The 15020-nt window shown below is 70.4% G+C and carries 15 protein-coding genes; 6 read left to right on the top strand and 9 right to left on the bottom strand.

Annotation, left to right across the window (positions count from 1 at the left end):
* Positions 1-102: 102 nt before the first annotated feature.
* A complete protein-coding gene (locus tag Vau01_RS17405) occupies positions 103-435 on the bottom strand; it encodes a transcriptional regulator (protein ID WP_203993571.1) in 333 nt (110 codons plus the stop codon).
* Positions 432-1124: a hypothetical protein gene (locus Vau01_RS17400; protein ID WP_203993569.1), complete on the bottom strand. Its 693-nt coding sequence runs from the start codon at positions 1122-1124 to the stop codon at positions 432-434. The genes Vau01_RS17405 and Vau01_RS17400 overlap by 4 nt, the downstream gene beginning before the upstream one ends.
* A gap of 105 nt (positions 1125-1229) precedes the next feature.
* Between Vau01_RS17400 and Vau01_RS17395 the strand changes: the two genes are divergently transcribed.
* Positions 1230-2498 carry an MFS transporter gene (locus Vau01_RS17395; protein WP_203993567.1) on the top strand — a complete coding sequence of 423 codons (1269 nt, stop codon included), beginning with the start codon at positions 1230-1232 and terminating at the stop codon, positions 2496-2498.
* On the opposite strand, the gene Vau01_RS17390 is transcribed toward Vau01_RS17395, so the two are convergent.
* Positions 2482-3213 carry a TetR/AcrR family transcriptional regulator C-terminal domain-containing protein gene (locus Vau01_RS17390; RefSeq protein ID WP_203993565.1) on the bottom strand — a complete coding sequence of 244 codons (732 nt, stop codon included), beginning with the start codon at positions 3211-3213 and terminating at the stop codon, positions 2482-2484. The two genes, Vau01_RS17395 and Vau01_RS17390, sit on opposite strands and share 17 nt — an antisense overlap.
* 93 nt (positions 3214-3306) lie before the next feature.
* On the opposite strand from Vau01_RS17390, the gene Vau01_RS17385 reads away from it, so the two are divergent.
* Positions 3307-4833, top strand: a complete 1527-nt coding sequence (locus tag Vau01_RS17385) for an MFS transporter (RefSeq protein ID WP_203993563.1) — start codon at positions 3307-3309, stop codon at positions 4831-4833.
* Here Vau01_RS17385 and Vau01_RS17380 read toward each other — a convergent pair.
* Both Vau01_RS17380 and Vau01_RS17375 read right to left on the bottom strand, forming a co-directional pair.
* Positions 4830-6935, bottom strand: coding sequence for a cellulase family glycosylhydrolase (locus Vau01_RS17380; RefSeq protein ID WP_203993561.1), 2106 nt, complete (start codon positions 6933-6935; stop codon positions 4830-4832). The genes Vau01_RS17385 and Vau01_RS17380 overlap by 4 nt on opposite strands.
* A gap of 56 nt (positions 6936-6991) precedes the next feature.
* Positions 6992-7663, bottom strand: a complete 672-nt coding sequence (locus Vau01_RS17375) for a TetR/AcrR family transcriptional regulator (protein ID WP_239151660.1) — start codon at positions 7661-7663, stop codon at positions 6992-6994.
* Between Vau01_RS17375 and Vau01_RS17370 the strand changes: the two genes are divergently transcribed.
* Together Vau01_RS17370 and Vau01_RS17365 are read left to right on the top strand one after the other, a co-directional pair.
* Positions 7638-8183: a DUF4386 domain-containing protein gene (locus Vau01_RS17370; protein WP_203993559.1), complete on the top strand. Its 546-nt coding sequence runs from the start codon at positions 7638-7640 to the stop codon at positions 8181-8183. The genes Vau01_RS17375 and Vau01_RS17370 overlap by 26 nt on opposite strands.
* 161 nt (positions 8184-8344) lie before the next feature.
* The gene (locus tag Vau01_RS17365) at positions 8345-9166 is read left to right on the top strand and encodes a hypothetical protein (protein ID WP_203993556.1); all 822 of its coding nucleotides are present in this window, start codon (positions 8345-8347) and stop codon (positions 9164-9166) included.
* A gap of 74 nt (positions 9167-9240) precedes the next feature.
* Here the strand turns inward: Vau01_RS17365 and Vau01_RS17360 are convergent, their stop codons facing one another.
* A complete protein-coding gene (locus Vau01_RS17360) occupies positions 9241-10116 on the bottom strand; it encodes a LysR family transcriptional regulator (protein WP_203993553.1) in 876 nt (291 codons plus the stop codon).
* 69 nt (positions 10117-10185) lie between these two features.
* Between Vau01_RS17360 and Vau01_RS17355 the strand changes: the two genes are divergently transcribed.
* The gene (locus tag Vau01_RS17355; RefSeq protein ID WP_239151659.1) at positions 10186-10944 is read left to right on the top strand and encodes an HD domain-containing protein; all 759 of its coding nucleotides are present in this window, start codon (positions 10186-10188) and stop codon (positions 10942-10944) included.
* A 172-nt stretch (positions 10945-11116) separates the two neighbouring features.
* Positions 11117-11362 carry a hypothetical protein gene (locus tag Vau01_RS17350; protein ID WP_203993550.1) on the top strand — a complete coding sequence of 82 codons (246 nt, stop codon included), beginning with the start codon at positions 11117-11119 and terminating at the stop codon, positions 11360-11362.
* Here the strand turns inward: Vau01_RS17350 and Vau01_RS17345 are convergent.
* From Vau01_RS17345 to Vau01_RS17335, 3 genes are read right to left on the bottom strand one after another with little or no spacing between them, the layout of a single operon-like run.
* Complete coding sequence (locus Vau01_RS17345; protein WP_203993547.1) at positions 11320-12204, bottom strand: LLM class flavin-dependent oxidoreductase; 885 nt, start codon at positions 12202-12204, stop codon at positions 11320-11322. The two genes, Vau01_RS17350 and Vau01_RS17345, sit on opposite strands and share 43 nt — an antisense overlap.
* Before the next feature lie 10 nt (positions 12205-12214).
* A complete protein-coding gene (locus tag Vau01_RS17340; RefSeq protein WP_203993544.1) occupies positions 12215-12775 on the bottom strand; it encodes a hypothetical protein in 561 nt (186 codons plus the stop codon).
* Positions 12776-12792: 17 nt separating this feature from the next.
* The gene (locus Vau01_RS17335) at positions 12793-14961 is read right to left on the bottom strand and encodes a carbohydrate-binding protein (protein ID WP_203993541.1); all 2169 of its coding nucleotides are present in this window, start codon (positions 14959-14961) and stop codon (positions 12793-12795) included.
* Positions 14962-15020 lie beyond the last annotated feature (59 nt).

Here is a 15020-nt window from a genome sequence, read left to right as displayed (position 1 = left end):
GCTCAGGCACGTCTCCCCGCATTGATGAGGTGCCTCAGTGCCCGGTCAGAAGATCAACTCAAACTGTTGGGGTTGGTCCCATGAAGTGGTCGGGGCCTCCAGTCAGGGGGCCTCCGTCGTTGTCTCGACGCGGGCGATGAGTTGCTTGAGCCGTGCGATCTCCGCGGCCAGCGCGGCATTCCCCGCTGCCGTGAGGGTGATCCACGTGCGGCCGCGCTTGCCGGCGTAGCCCTTCTCGACGTCGACCAGCCCGGCCGTCTCCAGCACGCCGAGGTGCTGGGAGAGGTTGCCGGCCGTGAGCTCCAACTGGGTACGCAGGAAGCCGAACTCCACCCGGCGGGCCTCGTGCGCGATGGTGAGGATGCCGAGCCGCACCCGTTGGTGCACCACGTCGTCGAGGCCGGTGACGGGATGGGCGTCGACCGGGCCGGTCATCGACGCCGCCGGTGGGCCAGCGCGAAGCCGGCGCTGCCCAGCAGCAGCACGCCGCCGCCGATCACCAGCATCGGCACGAACTGCCACTGGCTGCGTGCCGCCCAGCCGAAGTCGACCGGCACGAGCACCACCGCCAGGTACCCGACGGTGAACAGCAGCAGCGCGACGTGCCGTTCCAGCCAGGCCAGCACCAGCAGGGCGAGCCCCATCCCGGTGGCCGGTGCGAGCAGCCGGAACAGGAACAGGTCGAGGCCGGTCGGGTGGAGGGCCTCCGGTTCGGGGAGGATCCAGTCCGCGGCACCGGCCGCGGCGAGGGCGAACACCACCGGCGCCACCGCGACACCGGTGATCACGAACGGCAGCACCCGGGCGTCCACTCCTCTGGCCCGCGCCACCCGCAGGTACCCGGCGGCGATCACCACGTACGCCACCAACCCGATCCCCAGCCAGTAGATCTCTCCGGCCGGGAAGGTCGCCTTGCACAACTGGCCGTCGTCGACCGGCCGGCAGTCGCTGGTGTGCACCGTGCCGAGCAGGGAGACGGGGATCGCCCCGAGCGTCACGAGGCCCAGTACCAGTAGCGGCAACCACGTCACCCGCTGGGCCAGCCGGACCCGGCGCGCGAGAAGCCGTGCATCGGCCAGCAGCCGGCGCGGGTCGTCGCCGGCCGGAACCGCGTTAGAAGTCATGCAAATAGGTTTGCATCTCAAACCTGTTGGCGCAAGTGCGCAGAATCACGCCGACCGCGAAAACCCCTGTCGCCGCCATCCGGGCCGTCATAGGGTCCGTGCTTTGTGAGCAGACTCAGCGAGACCGTGTTCCCGACCCGCCTCGGGAAACCGTTCCGCTGGCTGCTCGCGTCCTCCTGGACCACCAACCTCGGCGACGGCATCGCGATGGCGGCCGGCCCGCTGCTCGTCGCCTCGCTCACCGGCGATCCGTTCCTCGTCTCGATGGCGGCGCTGCTGGGCTGGGCCCCGCCGCTGGTCTTCGGCCTGTACGCGGGCGCCCTCACCGACCGCCTCGACCGGCGCATGCTGGTCATGATCGCCGACGGCAGCCGGGCGGTGATCCTGGCCGGCCTCGTCGCCACGATGGCCACCGGCACCATCTCGGTCGGCATCGCCCTGGCCGCGATCGGCCTGCTGGCCACGGCCGAGGTCTTCGCCGACAACTCCGCCCAGACGCTCACCCCGACGCTGGTCCACCGCGACGACCTCTCCGTCGCCAACGCGCGCATCCAGACCGGCCTCATCACCATGAACCAGCTTGCCGGCCCGCCGATCGGCGCCGCGCTGTTCGCGGCCGGCCGGGCGTGGCCGTTCGTCGCCCAGGCCGTCCTGGTCGCCGCGGGGGTCGTGCTGGTCGCGCGGGTCACGCTCCCGGTCCGGGAAAAACCCCTTTCGGACGAGCGCGGCAGCGTCATCCGCGACGTGATCGAGGGGGTCAAGTGGACCGCGCGGCATCCCGCCGTCCGCACCCTTGCCCTCACGATTCTGATCTTCAACTTCACGTTCGGCGCCGCCTGGTCGGTGCTGGTGCTGTACGCCTCGCAGCGGCTGGGCCTGGGCTCCGTGGGCTACGGCGTGATGTCCACCGTGTCGGCCGCCGGCGGGCTGCTCGGCACCGCCCTCTACGGCTGGATCACCCGGCGGGTCAGCCTCGGCAACGTGATGCGCATCGGCCTGATCCTGGAGACGCTCACCCACCTGGGGCTGGCGCTCACCAGGTCGCCGATCGTGGCCGGGGTGATCTTCTTCCTGTTCGGCGCGCACGCGTTCATCTGGGGCACGACGTCGCTCACGATCCGGCAGCGGGCGGTGCCGTCGCACCTGCAGGGCCGGGTCGGCAGCGTCAACGGGATCTGCGTCTACGGCGGCCTGGTGGTCGGCTCGGTGATCGGCGGCGTGCTCGCGGCGCAGTGGGGCGTCACCGCGCCGTTCTGGTTCGGCTTCGGCGGGTCGGCGGTGTTCGTGCTGCTGCTGTGGCGCGAGATGCGCCACATCGCCCACGCCGACGAGGAATCCGAGCCGGTGGCCGCGACCGCTACGGGCGGCTCTTGAGCCAGAGGTCTAGGCCGTCGAGGATGCGCTCCAGGCCGAACGCGAAGCCCTCGTCGAACATGCGCTCGGGGACCAGTTGCGACGCCGTCTCGCGCCACCACTTGCCGTAGTCGGGGTGCTCCTCGGCGAGCTGGTCGACGTGCGGGCGGATCTCCTCGAACATCTCGCTCAAGGTGTGGCCGGAGTCGCGGACGATGTTGGTGGCCGCCGCGACCGACGTGGCGGCGCCGATCGCGTGTGACATCAGCAGCGAGCTGGCGTGGCTGACCTCGACGCCGGTGAAGCCGGCCGCCACCAGCAGGGCGACGGTGCGGTCGCCCATGCGCATCGCGTTCGGACCCATGTTCGGCCGGTTGCCGAGCTGCCCGAGCACCCACCGGTGCCGCACCAGCATGTCGCGCATGCCGTTGGCGAGCACCGACGCGCCGATCCGCCAGCTGGTGTCGCCCACCTCGGGGACGTAGACCTCGCCGAACACCTCGTCGACGGCGAGCTCCATGAGCTCGTCCTTGTGCGCCACGTACCAGTACAGCGAGGTGGCGCCGGCGCCCAGGCGGGTGCCGAGCTTGCGCATGCTCAGCCCGCTCTCGCCCTCGGTGTCGAGGATCTCGATCGCGGTGCGCACGATCTGGTCGCGGGTCAGCGTGGGTTGCTGACCGCTCTTCGCGCGGGGTGGCCGGAGCCAGACCGAGTTGGTGAACGGATTTGCGGGCACGGTCACATCCTAGCGGGACTCGCACACTGTTCGAGACCGATGGTACGGTGTTCGAGTTCCCTCGCACAGTGTTCGAGAAAGATGGAGCTGACGATGCCTACACCCCACCCACGGCGATGGCTGATCCTCGCGGTGCTCTGCCTGAGCCTGCTCGTGGTGGTCATCGACAACATGGTGCTGAACATCGCGATCCCGGCCCTGATCCGCGACCTGGGCGCCAGCCAGGCCGACATCCAGTGGATCATCGACTCCTACATCCTGGTGTTCGCCGGCCTGCTGCTCACCGCGGGCAGCCTCTCCGACCGGCACGGCCGGCGCCGCGGCCTGGTCACCGGTCTGGTCATGTTCGGCGGCGCGTCGATCCTGGCGACCGTCTGCCAGACGCCCGGGCAGCTGATCGCCGTCCGCGGCCTGATGGGCGTCGGCGCGGCGTTCCTGATGCCGGGGACGCTGTCGATCCTCACCACCGTCTTCGACGACTCCGAGCGCAAGAAGGCCATCGCCATCTGGAGTTCGGTGCTGATGCTCGGCGCGCTCGGCGGCCCGACCCTGGGTGGCCTGCTGCTGGAGCACTTCTGGTGGGGCTCGGTGTTCCTGCTCAACATCCCGATCGCGGTGCTGGGCATCGTCGCCGCGCTGGCGATCATCCCGGAGTCGCGGGGGCCGGCCAGCCGTCCCGACCTCGTCGGCGCGTTGCTGTCGACGGTCGGCATGGCCGCGCTGGTGTGGGGCGTCATCTCGGTCGCGAAGGACGGCTGGTCGTCGACGAACACCGTCGGCGGGTTCGTGGTGGCCGTCGTGTTCCTGGCCGGGTTCGCGCTGTGGGAACGGCGGGTGGCCGAACCGATGCTGCCGATGTCGCTGTTCAAGGACCGCAACTTCGGCGGCGCCAGCCTGTCGATCGTGCTGCTGTCGTTCTCGGCCGGCGGGGTGATGCTGGCGCTCACCCAGTACCTGCAGTTCGTCCTCGGCTACGGGCCGATGAAGGCGGGCCTGGCGTTCATCCCGATGCTGATCACCGTGGTCGCGTTCAACGGCATCGGCGTGGTGGTCGACCGGAAGCTCGGCACCCGCGTCGCGGTCGCCGCCGGCCTGCTGCTGATGGGCGCGGGGTTCGCGGTGCTCGCGTCACTGAGCCCGGCGGACGGGTACTGGAAGCTGGCGGTCGCGCTGGTCGTGATGGGCGCCGGCAGCGGCACCGCCGGGCCCGCGGCCTACGGGACGCTGCTCGCGGCGCTGCCGCCGGAACGGGCCGGCGTGGGCTCCGCGGTCAACGACACGGTGCAGCAGGTGGGCGCCGCGCTCAGCGTGGCCGTGCTCGGCAGCGTGCTCACCGCGGTCTACCGGTCGGCGATGCCGGCCGACGCCGGGGAGTCGGCGCGGAACTCGATCGGTGACGCGCTGGGGATCGCCGCCCTCGACGGTGACGCGACCCTCGCGCAGCAGGCGAAGGACGCCTTCGTCGACGCGATCGCCGCCACGTCGATCGTCGGTGTGGTCGGTGGCGTGGCGGCCGCGGTCGTCGCGGTCACGGTGCTGCGTCCCAAGAAACAAGCGCCAATCGAGGTGACCACTGTGGAGGGTGTACGGGGGGACACCCTCCACAGTGGAGTCTCCTAGGCGGTGCCCGTCACCGAGCTACCGGACTTCGTGACGGTGTAGGTGACCTGGGTGCCGCTCCAGAAGTGGAACGTGAGCGTCACCGGCCGGGCGTCGTTCACCTCGGCGAAGAACTCCGGCTTCAGCGTGATGGTGTTGGCGGTGTAGTTCGGCGTGAACGTGTAGTCGAACTCCTTGAACGACGTCCAGTTCTGCGGACCGGCGAACGAGCCGTCGGAGTACTTCGCCTCCATCGTGGCCAGTTGGTCGCCGCGGAACTGGGTGGGGATCGTGTACGCCGACGTGGTCCCGCTCGAACTCGTCAGGACCGGCGGGTCGAACGAGATGACGTCGATGCGCCACGGCACCCCGGCCGAGAACCGCGCCTGCAGCGTCGCGTTGATCCCGTACGCTCTCGACCCGACCAGTCTGGTGACGGCCGACTGGGTCAGGGTGAGGGTGGTGCCCGAAACGGTGTAGTCGGTGCCCTGTGCCAGGGCCGTGGAGCCCTGGTACAGGCCGGTGAACGACAGGCCGTTGAGGTTCAGCGTCAGCGTCTTCGCGGTGATCGCGTTGGTGCGCGACACGTACACCTGATCACTCGAAGCGTTGGCGGAGCGGGTCGTCCAGCTCGACTTGATCTGGTTGATCAGCTCGTTGTCGCTCCACGTGAACGCGGTGCGGTTCAGGTGCTGGCCGTTGTCCCAGAGCATCGTGGTGATGCCGCGGGTGCGCGCGTGGTAGCCGAAGAACTCGAAGTACTTCAGCTTCTCGCCCTGCTCGATCGTGCCGGTGCTCCGGTCGAACCCGAGCAGGCCGTACTCGCCGAGGATCACCGGGATCCCGCGGGCGATGAACGCGTTGTACAGCCGGTCGAACGCGCCGGTGAGGTCGGACTGCACGGTCGCGTCGAAGCGGTAGCCGCCCGCGATGTTCACGCTGAACGGCCAGTAGCCGTAGTAGTGGAACGTCGCCACGAGGTTCGGGTCGTTGTACGAGCTCATCGCGCTTGCCAGCCCGTCCACCTTGGCCTGTGCGTTGTCGGTGTTCAGCGTCGGCAGCACCAGGATCCGGGTGGCGTTGTTGCCGCCGGACGCCCGCACGATGTTGCGGAACGACGCGTTGAGCTGGTTGTTCAGGTCGATGTACTGCGCGTCGCCGGAGCCGTTGGCGAACTGCGGCTCGTTGTTGCTCTCGAAGAGCAGCTTCTGCGACGAGTCGCGGAACGTGCTGGCCAGCTGGGTCCAGGTGGCGTTGAACCGCTGCAGCACACCGGTCGGGTTCGTGGGCATCTGGTTGATCCACTGCCACGAGTCGTGGTGCACGTTGATCATCACGTAGAGGTCGCGGGCCAGCGCCTGGTCGACGACCTGCTTGTAGCGGGCGAGGTGGGTGGCGTCGATGGTGTAGTTGGGTGCGGCGCCCTGGTACTGCATCCACGTCCCCGGGATTCTTATGCTCTTGAATCCGTTGGCCTTCACCGCGTCCAGGAGTTGGGTCGTGACCGCGGGGTTGCCCCACGAGGTCTCGCCCTGGCCGGTGGCGTCGAACGTGTTGCCGAGATTCCAGCCTGGCTGCATCGCGGCGACCACCGCGCGCGGGTTCTGCGACGGCGGCTGCGACGAGGAGGTCGACGGTCCGGGGCTGGACGGTCCGGGGCTCGACGGCCGCGGGCTACTGGGGTTGATCGTGCCCGTGCAGGTGGTGCCGTTCAGCGTGAACGACGTGGGGATGGTGTTGCTGCCGCTCCACGTCCCCTGGAAGCCGAACTCGGCCTTGCCGTTGGTGGCGATGGCCGCGTTGTAGGACATGTTGGTGGCGGTGACCGTGCCACTGGACGGCGAGATGGTGGCGTTCCACGCGTTGGTGACCTGCTGTCCGGACGGGAAGGTCCAGCGGAGGTTCCAGCCGTTGATGGGGTCGCCGAGATTGGTGACGGAGACGTTGGCGACGAAGCCGCCGCCCCATTGCGAGGCGTTGGTGTAGACCACCTGGCAGCCGGCGGCGGCGTTCGCGTTCACCGCCATCAGGAAGGTGGCCGCGGCCAGGAAGGCGGCGACGGCACCCGCAACCAGGCCGACACGCCTGCGCAGCGGTGCAAGGGTGGAGTGGAGACGGGTCATGCCTCAGAACATTAAGTTGGTCCTCTAAACTATGTCAATTGGCCTGCATCTATCACTCACTTTGTGGCGATTCTGCTGGGGATAAGTTCGATCGCGTCGAGCACGAGATCGAGCCCGTATTCGAACTCCGCCGCGTATGAATAGCCCGGTTTCATCGCGTGTTCGACGAGCATTTCGACAAAATGCGGGTACTCCTCGGCCGGCACCGTGCCGAGCATCGCCGTGCCGACCTCCGCCACCTGCTCCGGCGTCTGGATCGGGATGTTCGTCGACTGCAGCACGAACCCGTACAGATAACTGTCGAGCACCGAGTAGGCGTGCGCGGCGTCGGCGATCGAGAAGCCGCCCGCGCGCAGGCACCCGATCACCGCGTCGTGGTGGCGCAGCGTCGCCGGGCCCGGGTTCGGCCGCGACTCCATCAGCGTGATCGCCCACGGGTGCCGGGCCAGCGCCGCGCGGGCGGAGACCGCGCTGCCGCGCAGCGCCGCGCGCCACGGAACATCGGACGCGGGGAGCTCGATCTCGCCGAACACGACGTCGACGATCCCGTCGAAGATCGCGTCCTTGTCGGCGACGTGGTGGTACAGCGACATCGCCTCCACCCCGAGCCGCTCGGCGAGCTTGCGCATCGTGAGCGAGGCGACGCCACCCTCGTCGGCGAGCGCGACCGCCGCCCGCAGGACGAGGTCGCGGCTCAGCGGGGTGCGTTGTCTCCTCGGCCGGATCACCGGCGTGCTCTACCTGGCGCTCGCGCTGCTCGGCATGTGCTCGCCGATGTTCCTGGAGTCCACGGTGGTGCCGGGCGACGCCGCTCTCGCCGTCACCTTCTATGTGCTGCTGCGGGGAACCGACCGCGCCGTCGCGCTCGCCGCGCAACTGCCCCGGCTCTTCGAGGCGTACCGCCTGCTCACGGGCGCGGAATCCGGGGTGGACGACCGGGCGTTCGCCGACCTCGAAGCCTTCCGGACGGGGTTCTCGCTGGCGCTCGTGTTCTTCGGCGTCCACCTCGCGCTGCTCGGGTACCTGCTGCACCGGTCCGGGCTGGTCCCGCGCGTGCTCGGCGCCCTGGTCGGCGTCTCCGGGGTCGCCTACCTGATCGACAGTTTCGGCTCGTTGCTCACCACCGGCTACGGGGGAGCGCTGGCCGGTGGCCTCATCCTGCTCATGCTCGTCGGCGAACTCGGACTCGTCGGCTGGCTGCTGGTCAGGGGCGTCGCCGCTCGTGAGGAGGCGCTGAGCGGTCGATGAAATCGGCGTTAGGCGTTTGATCGTCCGAACGGTCATCCTGCCCGGCCGATCTTTAGATCGACCTTTGCCGTCCTGTTTTCCCTGGTAGGGAGCGTGGAACCGCTCCCACACCGGCGGCGTATCACCCGGCGCAGACAGAAACTCCGCCGAAAGGAAGCGCCATGGTCAGAGTTCGAGCGCCGAGATTGTTGATCGCCGGCGGCGCCGCGGCGGCGTTGCTCGCAGCGGGCATCGGCATCGCGGCGGCCTCCGACAAGCCGGCCGCCAACAAACCGGCCGCCGCCAACGTTCAGGCCGCCGGGACGATCAGCTGCCCCACGGTTGCCGACAAGCTGCCGGCCATTCCCGCCGCCGCGGCGGCCGAGGTGCAACAGAACCTCGACCTGCTCGACAAACAGATCGCCGAGGCCAACAACCGGCTCGCGACCTCCGTCGGCCAGGGCGGGCCGGCGTTCGTGCAGAACGCGATTCTCGGCCCGCTGGCCGACAAGCGCCGCGCGACCATCGACCGGATCGCGATCGCCATCGGCCGGCACGCCGCCCGGCCCACCGGCCTCGACTCGCTCGCGACCTGCACCCTGGGTGCCGGCGGTGGCGTCCAGCAGCCGCCCGCCAACGGCGGAGCCCAGCCGCCCGCCAACGGCGGGAACCAGCCGCCGGCCACCCAGCCGGCCACGCAGCCGCCGGCCGCTGCCGGGACGATCTCCTGCCCGACGGTCGCCGACAAGCTGCCCGCGATCCCGGCCGCCGCGAAGGCCGAGGTCGACCGCAACCTCGAACTGCTGAACAAGCAGATCGCCGAGGCCAACACCCGGCTCGCCAACTCGGTCGGCCAGGGCGGACCGGCGTTCGTCCAGAACGCGATCCTCGGCCCGCTGGCCGACAAGCGCCGCTCGACCATCGACCGCATCGCGATCGCCATCGGCCGCCACACCGCCAAACCGACGGGCCTCGACTCCCTCGCCACCTGCACCGTCGCCTGACCCGGTCGATCTTGCAGTTGTGCTCGCCCTTCCGTCCGGGTTCGTCCCGTTTCGGAGCGAGCACAACTGCAAGATCAACGCGGTGCTGCGGTTGCGCGGACCGCGGCCAGGAGGTCGGCGACCCGGGGGTCGTCGAGAGTCGACGGGCGGTGGGCGGCGTAGTAGGTGACGTCCGGGAGGTCGGTGATCGGGATGGTTGTCAGGCCGGGGGACGGGGTCACGCAGCCGCTGACCACCGTGACGCCGACGCCCAGCGCGACGAAGTGGATCGTCAGGGGCCAGCCCTCCGCCTCCACGGCGACCGTCCACGGCACCCGCGCCGCCCGCATCGACCGCTCCAGGTTCACCCGGAACGGGCGCGATGGCGGCGGCACCACCATCTCCTCGCCGCCCAGGTCGGCCAGCGTCACCGCGTGCCGGCCGGCCAGCCGGTGCCCCGCCGGCGCCAGCAGCACCTGCGGATACGTCGCCACCGGCGACACCACCAGGTCGTCGGGCAGCACGTCGAGCGCCGACACGCCCAGGTGCGCCCGTCCGGTGCGCACCGCGGCCAACATCTGGTGCCGGTGGGTGTGCAGCAGGCGCAGGGAACCCGGGCGCTCCGCCAGCGTGGTGCGGATGACGTCGGCCAGCACGTGCATGTAGGCCGCGTGACCGGCGGCGAGCACGATCGGCCGGCTGGTGGGCGTCACCTTCAGTTCTTCCAGAAATCGACCGAGCCGGTCGTCGTGATCGCGCGCGAACCGCGCCACCGCCTCGCCGTCGGCGGTGAGGACCAGCCGCCGCCCGACCCGGCTGTACAGCGGACGCCCGACCTGGCGCGCCAGCGTCGCCAGCTTCGCGTGCAGCGCCGGCTGCGAAATGCGCAGCACCGCCGCCGCCCGGGTGAGGTTGAGATGGTCGGCGAACACCGCGAACGCCGACAACGCGTCGGACGAGATCCCATCCATAACAAAATCCTATAGTTGCCTCAGTAGATCATAGTGTGAATCGAGCCTGTCATTGGTCACTCTTGATCTATGACACGATCTTCAGAACCCATCAGCTCCGCTCAACTGGCCGCCATGCCGTTGCACGCCATTACCGAGGTCTACGGGCAGGCCGGCCTGGCCCAGCGACTCACCCACGAACTCCGCCGGCTCCCACCGGGCGCCCGCGACACCGTCGCCGACGCCGCCGAGTGGGCCCAGCGCCTGCACGCCGACCAGCGCCGCACCCGCGAGCCGTACGCCAACCACGTCCTGCGGGTCGCGCTCCGCATCCTCTGCCACTACCGCGTCACCGATCCCGACGTCCTGATCGCGGCTCTCCTCCACGACGTGGTCGAGGACCAGCCGTGGGCTGCGGCGGGGGTCACCAACCACGGTCCGCCGCCGCGCGCGGCAGCCCTCGCCGTCATCACCGCGAAGTACGGGGCCCGCGTCGCCCGGCTCGTCGCCGCCGTCACCAACCCCGACCGGCCCGCGGCCGGCACGGCCGGCGGCACCGACTGGCAGGCGCTCAACCTGCAGTACGTCGAGCACCTGGCGACCGCGCTCGACGCCGAGCCATGGGCCCGTGTCCTGAAACTCTCCGACTTCACTGACAACGGTGTCGGAATCATCCACACGGTCGGGCCGAAGGTCCGCCGGTCCGCCCGCAAGTACAACGGGTTCCTCCCGGTGCTCCGCGATCTGCTCGACCGGACGGACACTCCGCTGAAGGCCGAGGTCAAGGCGCATATCAACGGCCAACTCGACCTCGCCGAGCGGCGCTTCGCCGCGATCCTCGACGCCTGAGCTACCGAACGTGGGCTCCGCGAACGCGGGGTCCACGTTCACTCTGTGTCACATACGAGCGTGTACGTTCATGGACGTATTGGGTATGCTCCCGCCAGGCGCGCCGGACAGTTTCCAGTGACCCCCTGTCCGGCGCGTCCACGTGTTGTTTCCCCACGCCGGGAGCCCGAACATGCCCGAACAAGCGCCGCCCGAACACACGCCGCGGCGGCCGGACTGGATCTGCCGTGACTGCCAGGAACCGTGGCCCTGCCCCACCCGGCAGGCCATGCTGCTCGACGAACGCCGCGACCAGCCGGTGGCGGTGGTGCTGTATCTCGCCGGCTGCTACCAGGAGGCGTCGACCCAGCTCACCGACCTCGGACCGGACGCGGTCTACGACCGCATGTTCGGCTGGCTCGGCGCGCGGTCGAAGTAGGCGTCGGCGATCTGCTCGACGATGGCCGGATCCTCCGTCCACACCGGGTCGTCGGACCGCGGGTGGTGGAAGACCACCTCGGTGAAACCGAGGTCGCCGTACCGGCCGACGAAGTCGGTGAACGCGTCGAGGCTGGCGAGCGGGCGTTCGGAGGTGTTGCCGATCAGCATGATGCGTTCGATGCCGGCGGGATCGCGTCCGATCGCATCGCAGTGCTCGGCGAGCAGTTTCACCTTTTCGAGGACGGCCTTCTCGCCGTCCTCGTCACCGTCGCTGATCCAGGCGTCGCCGTAGCGGGCGACGAGCTTGAGGCTGCGGGCACCGCCCGCGGCGATCGCGAGCGGAATCCGGGGCTGCTGCACGCATCCGGGCAGCATCATGGCGCCGTCGACCGTGTAGTGGGCGCCGCGGTGCGACGTCTCGGGCCGGCGCAGCAGCGTGTCGAGGACGTCGACGAACTCGGTGAGCCGGTCGACCCGCTGGCGCGGCGTGAGCACCTCGCCGCCCAGAACGGTTGCGTCGAAACCGATCCCGCCGGCGCCGAGGCCGAGGGTGAGCCGGCCGGCGCTGACGTGGTCGAGCGTCATCGCCTCCTTGGCGAACGTCACCGGGTGGCGGAAGTTGGGGGAGGCGACCATCGTGCCGAGCCGGATGCGCGACGTGGCCGCGGCCATGCCGGTCAGCCACGGTACGGCGGCGAACCACGGCTTGTCGCGGTAGCGCCGCCAGGAGAGGTGGTCGTAGGTCCAGAGGCTGTCGTAGCCCAGCGATTCCAGTCTCCGCACCTGGTCCCGGGCGGCCGGGAACGGGTCGGTCGGCAGAACGAGTACCCCGATGCGCACCCGACAGAGCCTAGGCGGGCTCCAACTGGCGGACCATCGGGGCCAGCAGGGTGTTGAGTTCGCGGACGAGCACGGTGACGGCCCGGGTGGCGGCCGTGGCGAGGTCGTCCTTCTCCGACTCGGGTGCCGCGGGCAGGCCGTCGAGCGGCAGGGGCGCCTCGACGAGGAGGGTCGCGCGGGCGTGCGGGGCGCGGGCGAGGTCGCGCGCCGGCGGCTGGACGTACTGGCCGAGGACGACGGGCCAGTCGCGCCAGCCCTGGTCGTGGTTCCAGGCGCGGTTGGCGGTGAGTTCGGCGGGCCAGGGCGTTATCAACGTGACGCGGGCGCCGAGCCCGCCGTCGTACTCGTTGCGGACGCAGGTGGCGTCGAGCACGCGCCGGTGTGCCCGCACGTATCCCGGTGCCAGGTCCGTCGCCAGCCGCCACGCGACGCACGCGAATCCCACCGGGGAGATGTCGCCGATCGTGTCGGTGAAGGCGCCCGCGCTGGCCCGTACGTGGGTGGCGTAGCGGCCCGCGTCGGCGGTGCCCCGCTCGCGGTCGTATCCCTGGTCGATCCAGAAGACGCGCATCACGTCGGAGCGTATCCCTAGGCGCGTTGGAAGAGCATGTGGTTGAGGAACCAGCCGCCGCCGTTGGGTGGGGAGGACAGGCGCACGGTGTGGGTGCCCGCGGGCAGGGTGACCGTCTTGGTGGCGGCGATCGTCAGCCAGGCCCCGTCGGTGTCGACCGGGGTGACGACCGTCTGGCCGGCGACGGTCAGCGAGATGCTGGCCGGGTGGCCGCGGAACGTGCTGGTCCGGAACGACAGCCGGTAGGTGCCGGCCGCCGCCACTCGCACCCGGTAGTCGATCGCGGTGCCGTCGAGCACGCCGTAGCCGGAGTCGTCGCGGAGCACGTACCCGTCGCCGCGGACGCTGTCGACGCCGCACGCGTCGACGGAGAAGACGTCGTTGCAGGATCCGGTCGCGGCGACCGACATCACCTCGACGGTCGGGCCGACCCGCGCGGTGCGGGTGGCGATGGTGGTGGTCCGTTCGGCCTGCACCGTCGTGGAGTGGCCGGGTGTGGTCGCCAGGTCGACGGGTGCCGGGTCGAACAGGTCGCCGACGCCGATCGAGTACAGGTAGTGGTCGATCCGGGCGTCGTTGCCGCCGCCGCGCAGCGAGGAGCCGGTCATCCACAGCCGGCCGGTGGCGTCGAAGCCGCCGATCCAGCCGACGGGAACGTCGTCCTCCCGCTGGGTCATCAGCTTGCGGCCGAGGTCGAGGGCGTTGCTGACCTCGAAGGTCAGGTTCGGCCCGGTGCCGGTCGGCAGGTACGCCTGTACGTGCCCGCCCCAGTGCAGGCTGATGACGGCACCGGTGGCCGGGTCCTCGGCGAAGCCGTGCGGGGTGAGCGTGCTCGTCGCCGGGCGGAGGTTGAAGTCCGGCGCGCACGCGCGTCCGAAAGCGACCATGCCCTTCTCGGCCGAGACGTTCGGACCGGCGGTGGCGGCGCAGCGCCGCCGGCCGTCCTTCGTGTAGACGGCCAGTTTGCCGCCGGCGACACCGATCGGGGCGTCGGCGCGGCCGGCCCACAGGTTGCCGTTCCGGTCGTAGAGCGTCGCCGCGAAGCCGAGGAACGGTTCGCCGAAGCCGCTGCTGTGGTCGCCCGGGATGAACGGTGCCGAGACCGGCCGGACGGCGCCGGTGGCCGAGTCGTAGCTGAACTCCTGGAGGAACCGCGGGATGTACAGGCCGGTCGGCGCGACGTTGAACGTGACGACGAACCGTTCGTCGCCGGCCACCGACGTGGGGTCGGCGGACACGTTCTCCGGGATGACCCGCAGCGGGGCGCCGTCGAGGATGCCCGGTATGCGCGCCTCGGGGTAGGTGTACTGGGCCGCCACGGTCGGGGTCGGGCCGTCGAGGCGGATGGCCGCGAAGCCGCCGTTGCCGCCGGGTGTGCTGCCGCGCCACGCGGTGGGGCCGACCGGCACCTGCGGCGGCTGCGGTCCGACGTCGGGGCCGGTGCCGTACTGCTGGGTGGCGATCACGTGGCCGGAGCGGGGAAGCACCGCCAGGTCGGCGAACTGGCGGCAGTCGCTCTCGGCGGTGTCGGCCGCGCGGGCCGGACAGGCCGCCGCGCCGGCAACCCCGCCGGCCTCGCGTAACTGACGCCCGGTCCACTGGCCGGTGACCCGCCACCGACCGTCCACAGTGGTCATGACGCCGAGCACCGGCCACGCGCCGGAGGCGGCGAGGTCCTGCTGGAAGATGCCGCTGCTGGCGGTGAAGACCACCGACCGCCCGTGCTTCTGCAGTCCGGTGATCGACGGCGCGGCCGGCCGGCCGTGCGGGTCACGGACCTCGGTGCGGCCGGTGCTGGTGCGGACCCGTTCGACCACGTGCCGGTTGGTCGCCGGCTGGTAGGTGCCGAGGACGAGCTCGCCCGACGTGGGCAGGTCGATGTTGTTGTTGAGGCTGCGGCTGCCCCAGACGACCGTGCCGTCGTCGGCGACGACCGTCTCGCTCGCCATGACGCCCGGCGGCGCGGCCCAACCCGGCACCAGCCGGTAGCCCATCGACTGGCCGGAGGGCAGGTCGCGCTGACCGACCCCGAACGTGCCGCCCTGTCCGTAGACGGCCACGGTGCCGTCGGGGGTCGCGGGCCGGCCGGGGAAGCCACCGACGGGCATCCGCACGTACACCACGGCGGCAACCGCGACGGCGGCAACGGCCGCACCCGCGGTGAGGGTTCGCATACCGACGCCCATCGATCACATCGTAGGTGCCGTGTCACTCCCGTCACTCCCGTTAAGCTTCCGTTCATGGC

This window comes from Virgisporangium aurantiacum, from assembly GCF_016863635.1.
GTDB classification, from domain to species: domain Bacteria; phylum Actinomycetota; class Actinomycetes; order Mycobacteriales; family Micromonosporaceae; genus Virgisporangium; species Virgisporangium aurantiacum.
Note: the sequence above shows the minus strand (reverse complement) of the source record. Positions and strands in the feature narration are given on the sequence as shown.

What these genes read in the sequence shown, in the direction of transcription:
- Vau01_RS17405 (WP_203993571.1), bottom strand. Translation starts at nt 435, where the DNA reads ATGACCGGCCCGGTCGACGCCCATCCCGTCACCGGCCTCGACGACGTG.
- Vau01_RS17400 (WP_203993569.1), bottom strand. Translation starts at nt 1,124, where the DNA reads ATGACTTCTAACGCGGTTCCGGCCGGCGACGACCCGCGCCGGCTGCTG.
- Vau01_RS17385 (WP_203993563.1), top strand. Translation starts at nt 3,307, where the DNA reads ATGCCTACACCCCACCCACGGCGATGGCTGATCCTCGCGGTGCTCTGC.
- Vau01_RS17380 (WP_203993561.1), bottom strand. Translation starts at nt 6,935, where the DNA reads ATGACCCGTCTCCACTCCACCCTTGCACCGCTGCGCAGGCGTGTCGGC.
- Vau01_RS17365 (WP_203993556.1), top strand. Translation starts at nt 8,345, where the DNA reads ATGGTCAGAGTTCGAGCGCCGAGATTGTTGATCGCCGGCGGCGCCGCG.
- Vau01_RS17360 (WP_203993553.1), bottom strand. Translation starts at nt 10,116, where the DNA reads ATGGATGGGATCTCGTCCGACGCGTTGTCGGCGTTCGCGGTGTTCGCC.
- Vau01_RS17355 (WP_239151659.1), top strand. Translation starts at nt 10,186, where the DNA reads ATGACACGATCTTCAGAACCCATCAGCTCCGCTCAACTGGCCGCCATG.
- Vau01_RS17350 (WP_203993550.1), top strand. Translation starts at nt 11,117, where the DNA reads ATGCCCGAACAAGCGCCGCCCGAACACACGCCGCGGCGGCCGGACTGG.
- Vau01_RS17340 (WP_203993544.1), bottom strand. Translation starts at nt 12,775, where the DNA reads ATGCGCGTCTTCTGGATCGACCAGGGATACGACCGCGAGCGGGGCACC.
- Vau01_RS17335 (WP_203993541.1), bottom strand. Translation starts at nt 14,961, where the DNA reads ATGGGCGTCGGTATGCGAACCCTCACCGCGGGTGCGGCCGTTGCCGCC.